Source organism: Paenibacillus sp. 3LSP (assembly GCF_032465655.1).
In the GTDB taxonomy this organism is placed as follows: Bacteria; Bacillota; Bacilli; order Paenibacillales; family Paenibacillaceae; genus Fontibacillus; species Fontibacillus barengoltzii.
In genome coordinates, this window is sequence record NZ_JAWDJI010000192.1 from 27,485 (window position 1) to 45,504 (window position 18,020).

Genomic DNA, 18,020 nt, shown 5'->3' on the forward strand with positions numbered 1-18,020 from the left:
CGACAATTCCTGACGTTCTCCTCTATAATATCGGTTCAATATGTGGTGGATTTTAAATAATATTAACAAAAGTCACAAAAAAGGGCCTTTCGTCCTAGAAACGAACAGGCCCCAAAGCATATTGATTTTTTGATTACTTTCTTTTACGCATCATATCGAAATAGGAAACCGGTTGATCCACCTTCATTTGGACCCGCTGCAACGGGTGGCGGGCGGCATCCAATTCATTGCCTTCTTCGTCGTAGATGGTCCCCACCTTCTGCTTAAAGAACGTCCCGTTTGGACCAAAGAATTCGACTTCTTGTCCCGGTTTGAAGTGGTTGCGTTGCTGGATCGTTGCCATTCCTGTGGATTCATCATAAGCCATCACCAATCCGGCAAAATCATAAGGTGCTGCCTTCTCTTCCGGCTCGTAAATATGATCCTCATGATCTGGAGTATCGTAGAAAAATCCGGTATTCAGCGGCCGATTCGCCGCTTTGTTGATTTCTTCGATCCATTCCGGCTTCAAGACGTAATTGTCCGGATCCGCCATGTAGGCATCAATCGCTTGGCGATACACATTGACGACCGTCGCCACATAGTGGATCGATTTCATCCGACCTTCGATTTTGAAACTGTCGACTCCAACGTCAATAAGATCGGGAATATGCTCTATCATGCACAAGTCCTTCGACCCCATCGTGAAGGCATGATCGTTCTCCTCAAACATCGGCAGCTGAGTTACGCCCAAACGGAACTTCTCCAGTACTCTGCTATCGCGGGCTTCTTCCTCAGAAATCCATTCACTACCTGAACGGGCGTCCGTGAATAGATCGTATTTCCAACGGCAGGATTGGCAGCATCCCCCGCGGTTGGAGTCACGGTCGGTAAAGTGGTTGGACAGCACGCAGCGTCCCGAGAACGAAGAGCACATCGCTCCATGAATAAACGCCTCGATCTCGATGTCGACATGTCGTTTAATTTCCTCGATTTCCTCAAGGCTGGTTTCCCGTCCCAGAACGACCCGCGGCAAGCCTTGCTCTTTCCAGAATTGCACAGCCTGCCAGTTCACAGTAGATTGCTGGGTGCTCAGATGAACCTCCAGCTCGGGAACAACCCGTTTCGCCGTCTCGATAATCACCGGGTCAGCGACGATGATAGCAGCGATGCCAACCTCGTAAAGGTTCCGCAAATACTCCTCGATGCCGTCCAAATCCTCATTATGAGCATAGATATTCGTAGCGACAAACACCTTAGCGCCATATTTCTTAGCAAATTCCACGCCTTCCCGCATTTCTTCAAAGCTGAAATTATCTGCATTGGAACGAAGGCCATATTGTTGTCCCCCGATATACACGGCATCGGCGCCGTAATGGACAGCAAATTTCAGCTTCTCCAGATTGCCTGCCGGGGCAAGCAGCTCAGGTTTCGCCAGCCGATGACGTTTTCCCGTATATTTCGGGATATGCTTCTCCGCAGTTTGCATCTTCGTTCACCTCTCATCATTTTTTGGGTATTTAAATTTAAAATATAGGTCAAAAAGAAAACCCTACAACGCCTAACTCTTAATAAACTTGTTCCTTATAAAAGAAGCCAAACGACAGTTCGCGCTCCGGATCTTGGACCTCGCGAATCGCCTCAAGCCAGCTCTCATCAAGCTCATAGCCATCCGGATCGCGGGAATAGGCTTCGATCGCGTTACGATACGAAGCAATGATCACTTCGTTATAGGATACCGGCTTCAGCAGCGTCTCAATTTTGAAGCTGTCGATGCCAGCCGCCATTAGCAGATGCAAATCCTCCAAGATGCAAATATCGTCTGAACTCATAATATGCGTTCCGTTCACATCTTCGAAGATTGGAAACTTCTCATCCGGCCGCTCAGCCTCGATCAGAAACAGCCCGCGACTCATTCCCAGGTTGCTGTCCGGATCAACCGGCCGTCCTTGAGATACCATATAGCTATACACCAAGCGTCGTTTCGAGTGATAAATATTGGTCATTCCGTGCACCTGAACTTCCGCTTCGATGTTCAGTTTTGAAGGCATCGCGGTGATCTCGTCCATATTCAGCTCCCGAGCCAGCACAACTCGGGAAGCTCCCTTCGTTCCCCAATAGTTCGCAGTGGCATAGTTGGTGGAGGTCATCTCCGCATTCCAATGCAGCTTCAATTGAGGCGCCACAGTACGCACCGTTTGAAGCACCGCCGGATCGCCGAATTCAACGGCATCGACGCCGCACTCCGCTAACTGTTTTACATACTCAGGTAACCCTTCGAGCATGTCATTTGTCATCAAGTTATTCAAGCTAACATAAATTTTAGCTCCATACTCACGCGCTACCTTCACCGCCTCAGCGATGTCTTGGGGCGTCATATCACCAGGGAGGCGCATCCCATAGCGAGCTTCGCCAACCAGCGCCGCGTCAGCCCCCGCCGCAAAATAGCGCTTCAGTTCTTCCAGCGAACCGGCAGGAACCAACAGTTCCGGTTTTTTACTCATGTTGATACTACCACCTTTAAAAGGTTGTTCAAAACATGATCTACATTTTGAACTTCCACCTTATTCATTGATTGGCCATCGCCTTGCTTGTTTCGATGTTCTTTAAGTGTTCCTTATAGGTTTTGGCGAACAGGTGCTCCCCGCTGCCGTCTTTTTTCGTCACATAGAAAAGATAGTCCGAGGCTTTCGGCTCAAGCGCTGCTTCGATCGATTTGAGGCTTGGCGCCGCGATAGGTCCCGGAGGCAGTCCTTCATACAAATAAGTATTATAAGGGCTGTCCACGCTTCGCAAATCCGCATTGAGCAAGCGTTCCTTTGGTTTATCCAGCACATATTGCACCGTAGCGTCGATTTCCAGCTTCATGCCGTCCTTAAGCCGATTATAGATGACACCGGCCACGAGCGGCCGTTCACGATCCACAACCACTTCCCGCTCAACCAGTGAAGCGATCGTCATCAGCTCATTGAACGTAAGGCTGCGAGCCTGCAGCTTTTGATCCAAATCAGGGATTTTGTCAAGCCGGGTACGGGTTTCCTGCAGCATTCGGGCAATGATGTCCTGCTCGTTGCTGCCTTTCTTCAATTCATAAGTTTCCGGGAACAAATACCCTTCCAGCCGATAGGTCAACCGCTCGTCCGTCGGGATTTGCGATAACAGCTCATCGTTCAGACCTGCGGCATCCTTCGCCAGCTTCAAAAATGTGGCCTGATCCACTAAGCCTTCCTCCGCCAGCTTGTCAGCCATTTGTTTAACGGTGAAGCCTTCAGGAATCGTAAACCGAATCATCTCGGCCTTCACGACGTCGCCGCTGTTCAGCTTAGCGATAATCTCGTCATATGTGATGCCTGGCTGCATTTCATAGGTTCCAGCCTGAAACCGGCTTCCTTCCGACTTCCATTTTAAATAGGAAACGAACAAAAAGGAATTTTTAATTAGTCCCTGGTTTTCCAGCAACTTCGCGATATGCGCCGTTCCCGTTCCCGGTTCGATCGTAATCTTGACCGGCTGTTCCTTCGCTTCAACCGGGAGCATGCTGGTGTACACATAAAATCCGGCCGCCCCTGCCCCGATCATCACGATCAGCAGCAGAACAGCCAGCCATTTCAGCGCTTTCCTCAAACCGCCTTCCCCCTTAACAGCCAAAAAGAGCGGAAATCTCCCGCTCTTCCCGGACTGATCTATCGTGCTCTTGCGACGCCCTTCCCGTTACTCCGGAAAGGTCAATTCATCGTACAGCTCGGAGACGTTCTCCCATTCCTCGTCGTCATCAATCGTCACCAGTTCCAGCTCATCACCGTTCGTCACGATTTTGAAAATCTCCGGCTCTTCATCCTTGGACGCGTCCTCCGGCAATAATACCGCATAGGCCGCTCCGGCGACGTCAAATTCCTCAACGACTTGATAATAGGAGACGTTGCCCGATTCGTCCTCAAGTTCTACGACTGGGCCAAATGTGTCGCGAACCCGCGACGTCATGACTGCTTGGTCTGCTGTAAATTCAGTCATTGCCCATCTTCTCCATCAAACTCGTCGATCAACGTATTAAAGGTCTCCTCGACGATTTCCCATTCTTCGTCGCTTTCAATCGTGTACAGCTTCAGGTCATCGCCGTCTTCCTCGTAACGGAACGCGTATACCTCTTCGCTCTCTTCATCTTCATTCCCATCGGAATCCAAAGGAACGACCATCATATACTTGGCGTCCGAACCGTCGACTTCGAATTTCATAATCACTTCGAACTCTTCTTCATTGCCCTCATCATCGGGGATATAAATAATTTCCGGTTCTTCTTCATTTCCGATACGATCTTTAGACATACGCGATCACCCTCACTTTATACTCTTAGAGTCCAAATAATTTTGCAAAATCAAGCTGGCAGCCATCTTGTCGACGACATCCTTGCGTTTCTTCCGGCTGACATCCGCATCCAGCAACGTACGCTGCGCAGACACGGTAGTCAGCCGTTCATCCCAGAGATGCACGGGCAGATTCAGCTTCGCCCGAAGATCCTCGGCAAACGCCATGCATATTTCTCCACGGGGACCAATCGTACCGTTCATATTCTTGGGCAGCCCCACAACGATTTCTTCCACCTCGTGCTGCTTCACAAGCTCGGCAATGCGCTCAAATTCGCTGCCTTCCTTGCGACGCTCGATGGTTTCGAGCCCTTGGGCGGTCCACCCTAAGCTGTCGCTCACAGCCACTCCGATCCGCCGATCCCCGTAGTCTAGGCCCATGATTTTCATGTATTGCTCCTTTAAAATACGGATTCACCGCTTATCCGTTCTTGAGAAGGTTCGCTGCCATCAACGGTGATTCGCCATGTAAAAGCGCACCAACTCTTCGATCAGCTCGTCGCGTTCCTTCTTGCGAACCAAGCTTCTCGCATTGTTATGACGCGGGATATAGGCCGGGTCCCCCGATAACAGATATCCGACGATCTGGTTTACCGGATTATACTCCTTCTCCTGTAAAGCCTGATAAACCGTAAGAAGAATCTCCTGCGCCGACGCTTCTAGTTCATCGCCTTTGACGTTAAATTTGACGGTTTTATCCATGGAGTCCATGATGACACCTCGCTTCTTCGACATACGCCTTTATGATCGCAGCTATTTTCCTCTTAGCCTAATCATACTATACCATATCATGGGTTCCATAAGGAAATTTTCAGTGATCTGCCCCGTCAAATTCCACCACCTTCTCAGGCTTGGGAAGCAATCCACTCCGCTGCTACTTTTAATGCTTCGTCCAGCTTGCTGGCATCCTTGCCTCCGGCCTGGGCCATATCCGGACGACCGCCGCCTCCGCCGCCGCATACCGCTGCAACTTCCTTAACGAGCTTGCCGGCATGCAATCCGCGAGCCACCTCTTCCTTCGGAACTACAACGACAAAATTCACTTTGTCTTCGTTTGGCGCGCCCAACACCAGCACAGCATCCGGCAATTTCACCTTCAGCTCGTCAGCCAGCGTGCGCAGCGCATCCATGCTTCCGGCCTGCACGCGCGCAGCCAACAGCTTGGTTTGACCAACGCTCACCACTTGGCTCGTCAATTCACCAGCTTCGATCACGCTCAGCTTGCTTTGCAGCGATTCGTTCTCACGGCTCAGTTCCTTAAGCTGCTGGAACAATCCTTCCACCCGTTTCGGCACATCGTTGACGTTGGCTTTCAGTAGACCAGCTGCTTGCTTCAACAGGTCCAGCTGTCCATCCATAAACAGATATGCGCCGCGTCCGGTCACAGCTTCGATCCGGCGCACCCCGGAACCGATGCCGCTTTCGCTGACGATTTTGAACAAGCCGATCTCCGCCGAATTGTTCACGTGACAGCCGCCGCAAAGCTCCAAGCTGTAGTCGCCAACCTTGACAACGCGAACGATGTCCCCGTACTTCTCACCGAACAGCGCCATCGCCCCCATCGCTTTCGCTTCATCGATTGGCTTCAGCGAGGTAGTTACAGGCAGAGCATTCCAAATCTGTTCATTGACGCGGCGTTCGATTTCCGAGAGTTCCTCCGGCGAGATGCTGCCGAGGTGGGAGAAGTCGAAGCGCAGGCGCTGTGGTTCAACGAGGGAACCAGCTTGGTTCACGTGTTCGCCAAGCGTCTCCTTCAACGCTTTATGCAACAGGTGAGTTGCCGTATGGTTCTTCACTGTGTGGCTGCGTTGTTCACGGTCTACGGAAGCGGTAACTTCGGCGCCAACCCGCAGTTCGCCGGTCTTCACCGTGACTTGATGCACATGCTGCCCATGAGGAGCTTTAAACAAGCCCTCCACATCGGCGCTAGCGGAGTCGTTATGAATCGTCCCTTGGTCGCTGACCTGGCCGCCGCTTTCCGCATAGAACGGCGTAGAAGCCAGAATCACTTGACCCGATTGGCCCTCGCTCAAGGAATCCACAAAAGCGTCATCAACCACAATCGCTACAATGCTAGTGGTAACTTCAAGCTCATTATATCCAACGAATTCGGTTTTAGTCGTAAAATCCGCCAAAACGCCGCCCTGCACCTTCATGCTGCCGCTATCGTGGCGGGCTGCCCGGGCGCGTTCACGCTGTTCTTCCATGGCGGCTTCAAAGCCTTCGCGATCTACGCCAAGCCCCTGCTCCGCTGCGAAATCCTCGGTCAAATCCAGCGGAAAGCCGTAAGTATCATACAGCTTAAACGCATCAGCCCCGCTGATCTGCGTGCGGCCTTGCGCTTTCGCTTCAGCACTGATATCGGCCAGAATCGCCAAGCCATCGCTCAATGTTTCATGGAAGCGTTCCTCTTCCGTGCGGATGACTTTCTCGATAAACTCGCGTTTGGTAACTACATCCGGATAGTAGGTGCCCATGATGTCGCCAACCGTCTCTACCAAGCTGAACATAAAAGGTTTGTCCAGTCCGATCAGCTTGCCATAACGTACCGCCCGGCGCAGCAGGCGGCGGATGACATAACCGCGGCCTTCGTTCGAAGGCAGAACGCCGTCAGCTACCGCAAAGGTCACCGTACGGATATGGTCAGCAATTACCTTAAGTGCCACGTCACTGTCCTCAGCAGCGCCGTAAGCTACCCCAGCCAAGCTGGCGGTCTTTTGGATAATCGGTTGGAACAAGTCGGTATCGAAGTTGGAGTTCACGTCCTGCAAAATCGACGCAAACCGCTCAAGTCCGGCCCCGGTATCGATGTTTTTATTCGGAAGCGGCGTATAGCTGCCGTCCTTGTTGTGGTTGAATTGTGAGAACACCAGGTTCCACACTTCCAGGAACCGTTCATTCTCCCCGCCTGGATAACATTCCGGATCCGATAGATCGCCGTAAGCGTCGCCGCGGTCATAGAAAATTTCCGTACAAGGTCCGCAAGGCCCTTCCCCGATATCCCAGAAGTTATCCTCCAGCTTAATGATGCGTTCTGCAGGAATGCCGATTTTTTCATTCCACAGTTTAAATGCTTCTTCATCCTCAGGATATACGGTAACCGACAGGCGATCTGGATCAAAACCGATCCATTTCTTATCCGTCAGGAATTCCCAAGCCCAAGTAATCGCTTCTTCCTTAAAATAGTCCCCAATCGAAAAGTTCCCCAGCATCTCAAAAAACGTATGGTGCCGGCGCGTCTTCCCGACATTTTCGATATCGTTCGTGCGAATACACTTTTGCGAGTTGGCAAGGCGCGGATTTTCCGGCTTGACCCGACCGTCGAAATACGGCTTCAACGGTGCCATCCCAGCATTGATCCACAGGAGCGAAGGATCGTTATGCGGGACGAGCGAAGCGCTAGGTTCGATTTTATGGCCTTTGCTGGCGAAGAACTCCAGCCATTTGGAACGGATTTCACTTGCTTTCATCGTCTCTTGACCTCCTAATTGTTCCTCTAAAAATAAAAACGCCCCTGAAAATCAGGGACGATTCAAATCGCGGTACCACCCTGGTTATCGCTTCCGATTGCGGCTGGACCGTTGTCCGCCGGATTCTAAAGCGATCGCCTCGTTGGTCCGATAACGGGGACCTGCCGGTGAATTTGTAGTCCACACTCCGAAATTAGCTTTCCGTTCGCGCGAGATTTCAGGTTCTCTCAGCCACCGCCTCAGCCCCCATGCGGGACGCCAACTGCAGCGGAACCCTTCTCTGGCAAATCCGCTTGTCGAACGTACTGGATTTCATCAACGTTTTGAAAATTTTCACATAACATTTTAAGTATATAAGGCGAGGAACGCCGTGTCAATGCAACTTGTCCGCCTGAATCACATCGCTTTGCGGCGAACATAGTAGGCATAGAAATGCTGAATAACCACCTTCACCACGGCAAAAAACGGAACCGCCAATATCAGACCGGGCACCCCTGCCAACTCCCCGCCAATAAGAAGCGCCAAAATGATCAGCATGGGGTGCATATGTAAGCTCCGTCCCACCACCTGCGGAGAAATGACGTTGCTTTCGATCGTTTGGCACAACATGTTGACGAGCAGGACCAGCAGGACCATTTTCCAAGAAATCGTCGTCGCCATAACCAAGGCCGGAGCCGCCCCGAGAAATGGCCCCAGGTAAGGGATGATGTTGCATAGAGCAACCACTCCTGCCAGCAACAGCGCAAACGGCATGCCGATGAGCATATAGCCGATGTAGGCGAGCACACCGATAATAACGCATACCAGCAATTGCCCCCGGACATAGTTCCCTAAGGCCATATCGATTTCCTTAAGCAGCGTTAGGATCGACTTGCGCCGGGAGCGCGGCAAGTACTGCAGAATCAGCCGCTCAATCAGCTCGATATCCTTCAGCATGTAGAAGATCAGGAACGGGATAATAAACGCATTAAACACAACGCCAATCGTTGTTCCGATATTGTCCAGGAAACCGGAAATGGCGCTGGCCAACCGGTTTTCAAATTGATAAAACCAATTGTTCATGCCCATGCGGATGCTCCCTGGCAAAATCCCGTTGTCCCATCGATTCATCATTTGCTGGGTATGAAACGTAAGCTCCGGCAAATGCTCGCCCAGCTCCTCCAGTTGTTCAACGAACATCGGAATCACATTCATCAGCACCACGGATAGGCCAGTCAGAAATACCGCATAAATCAGCAGCACGGCCATCGTCCGCGGCACCTTCCGCCCATTAAGCATCCGAACGATCGGATTTAAGACATAAGAAATAATGATGGCGATGACAAACGGGGCGAAAACCGCCTTCATAAATCGATAGACAAGGGCAAACATCGGCCGCAGCTGCCACACAAAAAACAGGATCACCAGCCCCAACAACAGCCAAACGCCATATCGAAACAGCTTGCTTTGGGTGATCGGGATCAGCGCTTGCTTCTGCTCTTCCCGCTCTTGTTGCTCGTTTGGTGCAGTTTGCGTTTGCTCCATCTGCTGCTTGCGTGCTTGCTCCCTCTGTTCATTGGCTCCCATCGATGTTACGCCCCTCCCTGCTTCACACAGCGAAATACTCGTATAGATTAGTATTTGTCAGTGGAGGTAAATTTATGAGGGGAGTTGATCGCGACTGCCGGGTCGCATGCTCCAAAAGGACCTGAGAGGCGTTATTCGGTCATTTCCCGACCATTTCCCGATGTAACGGACCCAGCGGTCGTTATATAGCCAAAAATGCAGCCAACCGGAACAACTTCGCTGGAATAAGGTCATCTCCGTCCGTTAGATATCAAAGGTTCGGTTTTCGCGACCAATAACGCCTCCCGGGTCCGTTAGCCGGGCGTGCAAACCGAAACAGCCCGGACGCATCTAGTACTACAGATGTGCCCGGGCTGCTACAAGCCTTCAAGCAGGGAAATAACGTCAGCGGAGCACCCTACTATTTGCCGCTCAGCGGCCCTTCAACTCCTCATAATGTGCCAGCACCGCTTGATGGATGGGGTGCTCGGCGTCGAGGCCGGTGTATTTGGCCAGGGTCTTGGAAGCACCAACTTCGCGCAGCGACGCTTGCAGCTCTGCGGCTTCCGGATCGTCCGGAACATCGAAACAGAGCGCCATCGCCATCGTCAACGCCAGGTACCCGTATCCAAATTCCCGTTCATACGCCTGCGTTGCCGGGGAGACCAGCCGATCGCCGGCGGACAGCTTGCGGATCGGTGAACGGCCAACCCGCGAAACCTCGTCCGTCAACGCCGGATTGGCGAAGCGCTCCAGAATCGTATCGATATATGCCTGATGCTCGGCTGGCGAAAATCCATGTTTCGCCACAAGCACCGCCCCGGTCTCCGAGAGGACGGCGCGCACATGCTGGACGACTTTTTGATCATTCATCGCTTCCTGAATCGTCGCATGGCCTTGCAAATATCCCATATAAGCGGCCGAGCAATGGCCGGTATTTACAGTAAACAACTTGCGTTCGATATACGGCTCCAATCGGTCAACATAGTGGACGCCTTCGACCCGATGGAAGCCTTCAAACATTTGCGATTGGTCAACCGCCCATTCATAAAATGGCTCGACCACAACCTGCAGCGGATCCTCATGCTGCTGCAACGGAACGATCCGGTCAACCGCCGCATCCGGGAACGCCACATGATCGTCCGCCCACTGCCGCGTAGCTTCATCTAATTGGGCGTAAACATGCTCTTTGAGTTGGGAGCTGCCGCCGATGGCGTTCTCGCAGGCAATGATATGCAGCGGGGCGGCTGCGGCGCCATCTTTCCGCAGGGTGAGCCCTTGGGCGATTGTACCGGCGATATGCTTCAAGATGTTTACACCCACCGCCGTCGTCACCAAATCAGCCTCCGCAATCGCCTGAGCAGCCGCAGCGGGATCGCTCATGCTGTTAATCGCCGTTACGCCTCTAACCATCACAGTCTCTTGCTGATCGCTGGCCAAGGTAACAGGGTATTCCTTACGCTGGGCCAGCTCCGAAACTAGCTTCTCGTTCACATCAACAAAGCATACCTCGTAACCGGAACGAGACAACAGCAACCCGATAAATCCTCTGCCGATATTCCCTGCGCCAAAATGGACCGCCTTCATCCTTCCATGCCCCCTTCGAGGATTTCCGCGATTTCTTCTTCCGTCTTTGCATTCATAATTCGTTCCAGATTAGACTCGTCTGTGAACACCATCGCAACATTCGTCAGGACCTCCATGTGATCCCCGCCGGCTGCAGCGATACCAATCACGATAAAGGCTGGCTCATCCCCGCCAAAATCAACACCTTCCGGGAAGCGGACAACCGACAGGCCGGTTGAGGAAATCATGCCTTTGGCTTCTTTCGTCCCGTGCGGGATCGCCAGACCTCCACCCATATAAGTGGAGACGATCTCTTCGCGCTCGATCATTTTGTCCACATATTCTTCCGTCACGTGACCTGCGTCGACCAGCAGCTTTCCTGCCATACGAATGGCTTCATATTTATCGTTTGCCTTGCCGTTCAAAATAATTTTCTCTTTAGACAGTATTTTCATGATTGTTCTCTCCCTTTCCACGGATTATCCTATCTTCTTTTAGTTACAAATTCTCAAAATAAACCAGCAGCTCGGTCGCCAAAAAATTTCGGATCTCCTGACGTTCTCCGGTTTCCAGCAGCTCTACCAACTCCGGCTTAAGCAGCAAGGCGCTGATTTCGCTGAGCACTTCCAAGCTCTCGCGAGACAACTCTCGCGGCGCGAGCATAAATAGCAATGCGCTAACTTCTGTATCCCCGTCCAGCACCACAGGTTCTTCTAAACGGAACAACGCCAGTGAACGGTAATTCACAAACCGGGTTCGTGTATGAAACAGCGCCAGCGACGTGCCCGGAATGACCTGACTGGCCATCTTCTCCCGTTCCAACAAACGGTCGGTTACGGCCTGCACATCGGATATAGCGTGCTTCAGCTGCCACTCCTTCGGCTCAAGTCTAGCGGGACCGGACGGCGGGACGAATCGTTGATTCATTTCCTCCAAAGCCGTCGAAACCGTCTCCCGTAAGGAGAGCCCTCGATTATTTAAATCACGGACGTCAAATTGCTCCAGAAGACTGACAACCTCGTTCAGTGACACCGACAAGGACCGTACCTTGTCAAATGCCCTGGTTTTCGTGGACTCCGGCTCAGGTGTCACCTTACGAGATTTTAATACGGTACGCTGGACGTATTCGAGCAATCGCTCAGTGTCCTCATCTGTTAATAACGGACTTAGCTTTACGTAACGATCCTCTGGAAGAGGCAAATCAATCGTCGAGATGATTAAGTCGTAATCCGATTCAGGAAGCCGCTTCGCCTCGTACCAAGATACATTGCCCAGCACTTCGATTTGCGGCATTTCTTTGGCAAGCCGCGTGGCCAGCAGCTTGGAGGAGCTTAGCCCGCTGGAGCAGACGAGAATCGCCCGCATGTTAAGGCCAAGCTGGTTCAGACGCTCCATAGAGGCTCCGAAATGCATCACCAAGAAGCCAATCTCTTCGTCCGGAACCTCCAGGCCAGCCACACTTTCGTTCATCGCCTCACGTACGATGCCAAACAACTCATCGTAATCTTTGCGAATGGCGCCCAGCAATGGGTTGCGGATGCGGGAGCCTTCGCGGATGCGTTTGAAAGCCGGGCCCATATGCTCCAGCAGACCGTTCCGGAGCAGTCGATCTTCCTGAAACGGAATGCCGGTGCGCTTCACGACGTTCTCAGTCAACCGATATACCGTCTCAACCAACTCGATATCCGCTTGGACGAGCTCAGGGGAAGCTTCTTTCGCCCGGCTGAACAAGCTATTCATATAAGCCAGTTCCTCCGGCGGATACGTAAGCTCCAGCTTCTTGGCCAAACGGGAAGCAAAGCGAGCCGTTTCGGTTTCATCCTGCTCCCCGCCCCCAGCGGTAGACTTGTTATTTTTACCTGAGCATTGGACTAACCTTCCTGCCTTCATCCGATTCACTGAAACGGAGAGACGAATAAGCAGCTGGGTATAGGCATTCTCGGACAAATGCTCCGTCCAGCTCCAATTCATCGCCCACAACGTGTTTTCGATCGTCATGAGGTGATCCGTCCCAACGACCTCAAGCAATCTGGCGGTGGCGGAGGAGACCTGGTTTTCCGGCGTGCCTCCAATCAAGTCAGAGTAATCCAAGTGCTCGACCGCCAGTTGGCATAATGCCGCGCGTTTCTGCTGTTCCTCGCCAAGCAACTCCACGCCGTAACCGCGGCGCCGAACCAGTTCCAGTCCAAAGCGGGTGAACCAGGGCTCCAGTTCATCCAAATCGCTGCTGACCGTTGCTACCGTTACCTTTAAGCCATGGGCCAGCGTAAACAGCTTACACGGCTCCTGCTCCTCAAGCAAACGGCAGATCAGCAAAAGATGTCGCTCTTCAATGGAATAGTCGCTGGCATTATCAACCAGCAGCAATCGCTTGGCCTCTTGCAGCTTCTCGCCCTCCTCGCTATCTTCGGGGTTGCTCCAGACCGAGATTCCGGTGCCGGATTTCCGGTGCAGGACTAAGTCGAAATAGGCTAATATTTTTTCAATCTCGTCCAGTTCCCGGTGAACCGTTCTGACGCTGACGTTGATTTCCGCAGCGATTTCCGCAGCGGTCATCCCGTGCTTGCGTCCAAGGAGGAGAACGAGGATTTGCTTTTGTCGTGCGGTCATTTTCCGCATATCAAGTCTCTCCTAATATAGACGCAAAACACCGGCGACAAAATCGCCAGTGTTCTGCCCCCGCATCGTAACTGGCGTTGCTTAGCCTTTCAAACGCTCAACCAGTTCATCGTATTTGGGACTTTTCAGGAAATTATCAATGGAGATATGTTCGGCGTCCGGTTTGTTGGCGATCGCGCGATCCGTCAGCGTTTTTTGCGTAATAACGATGTCGGCATCGCTTGGGATTTCGCTGACTGCCGAGTTCACAACCGTCACCTTCACGCCGGCGTCCTGCATTTTCTTTCTCAGAACGGAGGCACCCATCGCACTGGACCCCATACCGGCGTCACAAGCGAACACGATTTTGTTCACCACTTGCTTCTTCACTCCGCCTGCTGCAGCAGGAGCTGCCGCGTCGGATTTTGCACCTGCAGCTTTCATTTCTTTCATTTTCGCTGAAGCTTCAGCCAGATCCATTTCCTCATCCGTTTGTTTACCCGTTTTGAGCAGCAGCGACGCAACGAGGAACGAAACGACTGCCGCAACAATGACGCCGCTTAACATTGGAATGTAACCGCCTTTTGGCGTCATCAGGAAGTAAGCAAAAATACTACCCGGAGAAGGAGAACCTACAAGACCTGCACCGGTCAATTGGAACGTAAACGTACCAGCCACGCCGCCAGCCATTGCAGCCAACACCAGAATCGGTTTCATCAAGATATACGGGAAGTAAATCTCATGAATCCCGCCCAGGAAGTGAATGACAACCGCACCTGGAGCCGATTGTTTCGCCATGCCGCGACCAAAGATCCAGTAAGCCAGCAGGATCCCAAGACCTGGGCCCGGGTTCGATTCGAGCATAAACAGCATCGATTTGCCTACTCGAAGTGCTTCTTCCGCAGCAATTGGCGTAATGACACCGTGGTTGATCGCATTGTTCAAGAACAAGACTTTACCTGGTTCAATAATCAGGTTGACCAGAGGCAGCAATTTGGCGTCCACCAGGAAGTCAACACCCGAAGACAACGCTTTACTGATGGCGGTTACGACTGGGCCAACGCCAGCGTATGCCCCGAGTGCCATCGCACCGCCTAGAATCCCAATCGAGAAGTTGTTGACCAGCATTTCGAAGCCGGACTTAATTTTCCCCTCGACCAGTTTGTCGAACTGCTTAATAACCCAAGCAGACAATGGGCCAACGATCATGGCGCCAAGGAACATCGGAATGTCGCTGCCGACGATAACGCCCATTGTCACAATCGCTGCCGTCACTGCCCCCCGTTTGCCGTGGATCATTTGCCCACCGGTGTAGCCGATGAGGAGTGGCAGCAAATATTTGATCATAGGATCGACGAGTTGGCCGAGATATTCGTTCGGAATCCAACCGGTCGGGATAAATAATGCGGTAATGAGCCCCCATGCGATAAACGCGCCGATATTCGGCATTACCATACCGCTGAGCGCACGGCCGAACTGCTGAACCTTCACTCGGGCTCCGCCGGTTCCTGCAGACGGCTGTTTGGATTGTGCTGTAGCCATAAAGAGTAACCCCCTTATAAAGATGCACGGATGAACAACAATTTGCTTGTTGGCTTACCGTGTTTCTACCCTCATCCTAATTCAAAGCGCTTTCTAACTCAATCAAATCAAAACACGGTTTCGTCATGATTATTGTTGTCAACATTTGAAGAGTGATTCCCTCCAAAAATAAAAAGGCTGCCCCCTTCGGTCTTAAAAGGGACAGCTTGTGCATCTTTACAGCCTCACCGGAATATATTTTTACGAGGAAGCGTGCATTTCCGAGAAATCCTGTACCATTTCCTCGCCGAAGAACAGATCATCCAGAGAACTGAGCGTTCCGTCTTCTTCTACTTGGTATACGGACATTTTGTCGCCGTTTACCGTTAATTCGATAAAGCAACCCCAGCAATAGAACTGGTGGGAGCCGATCTTCCCAATATCCTTGGAATTGCAATTTGGACATTTCATCATAGAACCATCACCTATCCATCCACATAAAAATTCACGGCTTTTCAAGCAGCTGTTCGCTGCCCAGGGGCACCATGATCGCGTTTTCCCCTCGGGTCATTTCCGGCATAAATGGCAGCAGCTTGCGCCCTTCCATCAGATCGGTGAAAAACCCGTCGCTAATTTCAATTCCAGTAATTGTATTTCCCAATTCGTGTTCAAAATAAACATCCGTTACATGGCCTAGACGTATTCCGTCTTCAGTCAGGACAGGCAGTTCTTTTAATTTTCCATTTCCCGTTAAGAAGGTATTCTGTATATTCTCGGCTCTCCACTTGCGGACAGCCTGTTGATTGCAGATCATCACGGCATCTTCACCGTAAGCCACGATATCTTCCCATCGCACGGCCTTGACACTGGAATTCCAAAACAATCGATTCTCCAGTTGGATGCCGACGATCGACCAATTAAGGTCCAGGAGGATGTCAACGACTTTCCCGACCTTCTTGCCATGCTCCACATCATAGACGGTCAGGCCGATCATTTCTTGCATTCTCATGTTGGAATGGACACTCCCTGTTTGGGCATCTCATGTGAATCCCGAAAAAAACGATCCTCCCCTCCGCAAAAGCTAAATTGAGCCCAAAAATATGCCCATTATTTTCTTCTACGGAGACGTTCCAGGATGGTTCCAATTTTTTCGGCGATTTCGTAAATTTCTTCCCTAGTATTACCCATTCCGACGCTAAATCGAATCGCAGAACGCAAAAAACTTTCCGGAAGATGCATCGCTTCCAGCACATGAGACGGCTCCAACGACCCCGAAGTGCATGCAGAACCGCTGGAGGCAGCAATGCCCTCCATATCCAAATTCATCAGCATCGTCTCCGAATCTACCTCCGGGAAGCTGATGTTGATGATATGCGGCAGCCGATGCGCCGGATGGCCGTTGACATGGAACGCCTCGCGAGTAATCCGCTGCGCCAGTGCGGACAGCAACTCTCGGATCAACTCCTCATCGTGGGCGACGCGCGCCTCCCGCTCCGCCGCAGCCAATTCCACGGCTTTGGCAAAACCTGCGATGCCGGCCATATTTTCCGTGCCTGCCCGGCGCTTGCGCTCCTGCAACCCGCCGTGTTGCATCGGCTCCAGCACCAGATCCTTCCGTACATACAAAGCCCCAACGCCTTGCGGTCCGTTGATTTTATGCGACGAGAAGCTCATCAAGTCGACCGGCAGATCCCGACAGGAGATCGGCAATGCGCCGAGCGCTTGCACAGCATCGACATGAAACACAATTCCCCGCTCCCGTGCAATCTCACCGATTTCAGCAATCGGCTGAATCGTGCCTACCTCATTATTACCATACATCACACTAATCAAGATCGTATCGGGGCGGATAGCCTCCCGCACTTGCTCCGGATGCACCTGTCCATAACGATCCACAGGCAAATAGGTCACTTCAAACCCATCCTTCTCCAAACGCTCGCAGGAGTGAAGTACCGCATGATGCTCGATCGAGGTCGTAATGATATGGCTTCCTTCTGCTTTCCGAGCGTACGCCGTGCCAAACAACGCCAAGTTATCGCTCTCCGTTCCGCCGCCCGTAAACACCAGCTCATCCGGACGGCAGCCGATGTGCTTAGCAACTGTATCTCGCGCCCCGTTCACCAAGCGTTTGGCCTCTCGACCGTAATAATGAACGCTGGAGGCGTTGCCAAATTGCTCTCGCATCACCTTCAGCATCGTTTCCGCAACCTCCGGATGGATCGGCGTGGAAGCGGCATGATCTATGTAAATGTGCTTCATGGCTCTCACCTTGTCTCAGAACTTTTTTTGATAAAACGTAAATGACCGCCCCGGAGTCGGGACGGTTACCGAATTGTTCGTTGATTGTATCTTATCTCATTGTTGATGGCAAGTCGGTTTACAAATTAAATGTAGAACATGTAATTTTCTTTGGTTCCTTGTTCCTCGAAGTTCACCAGATTCTCCAGCGTTGTCGAATCTAGCACTTCAGCGATGCTGTCGCGGATACGCAGCCACAAATCGCGTTTGGCCGGATCGTCTTCCTCGGTGAAATCCACCGGAGAAATCGGCCCTTCCAATACGCGAATGATGTCTCCCGCCGTAATTTCACTAGCTTCTTTGGATAGAATATAACCGCCGTAAGCACCGCGTACGCTCTTCACCAGACCTGCGTTACGCAGCGGCGCGATTAATTGCTCCAGATAATGCTCGGATAATTGGTTTTTCTCGGCGATGCTTTTCAGAGAAGTCGGCCCTTCGCCGTATTTAGCGGCCAGCTCCATCATAATCGTCAATCCGTAACGTCCTTTTGTCGAAATTTTCAAAGAAGGCACCTCTTTCAATTTTCAAATAAACTTTATATAATTGATCCTTGATCCTTAAAAGAACAGTATCAGGCCATTCGCCGCGTTCTTCTGCGACAATTGCGCCCAAATCCCCCAAATCCCACTAGCCTTGCACCAAACCTGACATGAGAAATTACAGAAAAATTGTTTGTAAA

General features: G+C 51.7%; 17 protein-coding genes. All 17 read right to left on the reverse strand.

The features are described from left to right. Positions 1–133 precede the first annotated feature (133 nt). A complete protein-coding gene (locus RW092_RS16435; RefSeq protein ID WP_028539905.1) occupies positions 134–1,468 on the reverse strand; it encodes a peptidase U32 family protein in 1,335 nt (444 codons plus the stop codon). 79 nt (positions 1,469–1,547) lie between these two features. Continuing rightward, entirely contained in the window at positions 1,548–2,483 is a 936-nt protein-coding gene (locus tag RW092_RS16440; RefSeq protein WP_316010706.1) for a peptidase U32 family protein, read from the reverse strand. 64 nt (positions 2,484–2,547) lie between these two features. Further along, positions 2,548–3,603, reverse strand: a complete 1,056-nt coding sequence (gene mltG, locus RW092_RS16445; protein WP_316010707.1) for an endolytic transglycosylase MltG — start codon at positions 3,601–3,603, stop codon at positions 2,548–2,550. 87 nt (positions 3,604–3,690) lie between these two features. Beyond that, positions 3,691–3,990, reverse strand: a complete 300-nt coding sequence (locus RW092_RS16450) for a DUF1292 domain-containing protein (RefSeq protein ID WP_016311194.1) — start codon at positions 3,988–3,990, stop codon at positions 3,691–3,693. Then, on the reverse strand, positions 3,987–4,301 hold the full coding sequence (locus RW092_RS16455; RefSeq protein WP_016311193.1) for a DUF1292 domain-containing protein: 315 nt from the start codon (positions 4,299–4,301) through the stop codon (positions 3,987–3,989). The genes RW092_RS16450 and RW092_RS16455 overlap by 4 nt, the downstream gene beginning before the upstream one ends. Before the next feature lie 12 nt (positions 4,302–4,313). Continuing rightward, entirely contained in the window at positions 4,314–4,730 is a 417-nt protein-coding gene (gene ruvX / locus RW092_RS16460; RefSeq protein WP_016311192.1) for a Holliday junction resolvase RuvX, read from the reverse strand. Between the two features lie 60 nt (positions 4,731–4,790). Then, positions 4,791–5,051 (reverse strand): IreB family regulatory phosphoprotein, encoded by a 261-nt coding sequence (locus tag RW092_RS16465; protein WP_016311191.1) that lies wholly within the window; start codon positions 5,049–5,051, stop codon positions 4,791–4,793. A 134-nt stretch (positions 5,052–5,185) separates the two neighbouring features. Then, entirely contained in the window at positions 5,186–7,810 is a 2,625-nt protein-coding gene (alaS, locus tag RW092_RS16470; RefSeq protein WP_316010708.1) for an alanine--tRNA ligase, read from the reverse strand. A gap of 396 nt (positions 7,811–8,206) precedes the next feature. After that, positions 8,207–9,376, reverse strand: a complete 1,170-nt coding sequence (locus RW092_RS16475) for an AI-2E family transporter (protein ID WP_374700826.1) — start codon at positions 9,374–9,376, stop codon at positions 8,207–8,209. Between the two features lie 411 nt (positions 9,377–9,787). Further along, positions 9,788–10,942, reverse strand: coding sequence for a mannitol-1-phosphate 5-dehydrogenase (locus tag RW092_RS16480; RefSeq protein ID WP_085170339.1), 1,155 nt, complete (start codon positions 10,940–10,942; stop codon positions 9,788–9,790). Then, positions 10,939–11,376: a PTS mannitol transporter subunit IIA gene (locus tag RW092_RS16485; RefSeq protein ID WP_085170340.1), complete on the reverse strand. Its 438-nt coding sequence runs from the start codon at positions 11,374–11,376 to the stop codon at positions 10,939–10,941. The genes RW092_RS16480 and RW092_RS16485 overlap by 4 nt, the downstream gene beginning before the upstream one ends. Before the next feature lie 43 nt (positions 11,377–11,419). Then, positions 11,420–13,540 carry a BglG family transcription antiterminator gene (locus RW092_RS16490; RefSeq protein ID WP_316010709.1) on the reverse strand — a complete coding sequence of 707 codons (2,121 nt, stop codon included), beginning with the start codon at positions 13,538–13,540 and terminating at the stop codon, positions 11,420–11,422. A gap of 81 nt (positions 13,541–13,621) precedes the next feature. Next, positions 13,622–15,061, reverse strand: coding sequence for a PTS mannitol transporter subunit IIBC (locus RW092_RS16495; RefSeq protein ID WP_085170342.1), 1,440 nt, complete (start codon positions 15,059–15,061; stop codon positions 13,622–13,624). 240 nt (positions 15,062–15,301) lie between these two features. Next, a complete protein-coding gene (locus tag RW092_RS16500; protein ID WP_028539913.1) occupies positions 15,302–15,511 on the reverse strand; it encodes a hypothetical protein in 210 nt (69 codons plus the stop codon). Positions 15,512–15,545: 34 nt separating this feature from the next. After that, the gene (locus RW092_RS16505) at positions 15,546–16,049 is read right to left on the reverse strand and encodes a PRC-barrel domain-containing protein (protein ID WP_028539914.1); all 504 of its coding nucleotides are present in this window, start codon (positions 16,047–16,049) and stop codon (positions 15,546–15,548) included. 98 nt (positions 16,050–16,147) lie between these two features. Further along, on the reverse strand, positions 16,148–17,299 hold the full coding sequence (locus RW092_RS16510) for a cysteine desulfurase family protein (protein WP_085170343.1): 1,152 nt from the start codon (positions 17,297–17,299) through the stop codon (positions 16,148–16,150). A 125-nt stretch (positions 17,300–17,424) separates the two neighbouring features. Further along, positions 17,425–17,844 carry a cysteine metabolism transcriptional regulator CymR gene (gene cymR, locus RW092_RS16515; RefSeq protein WP_016311180.1) on the reverse strand — a complete coding sequence of 140 codons (420 nt, stop codon included), beginning with the start codon at positions 17,842–17,844 and terminating at the stop codon, positions 17,425–17,427. Positions 17,845–18,020: the final 176 nt, after the last annotated feature.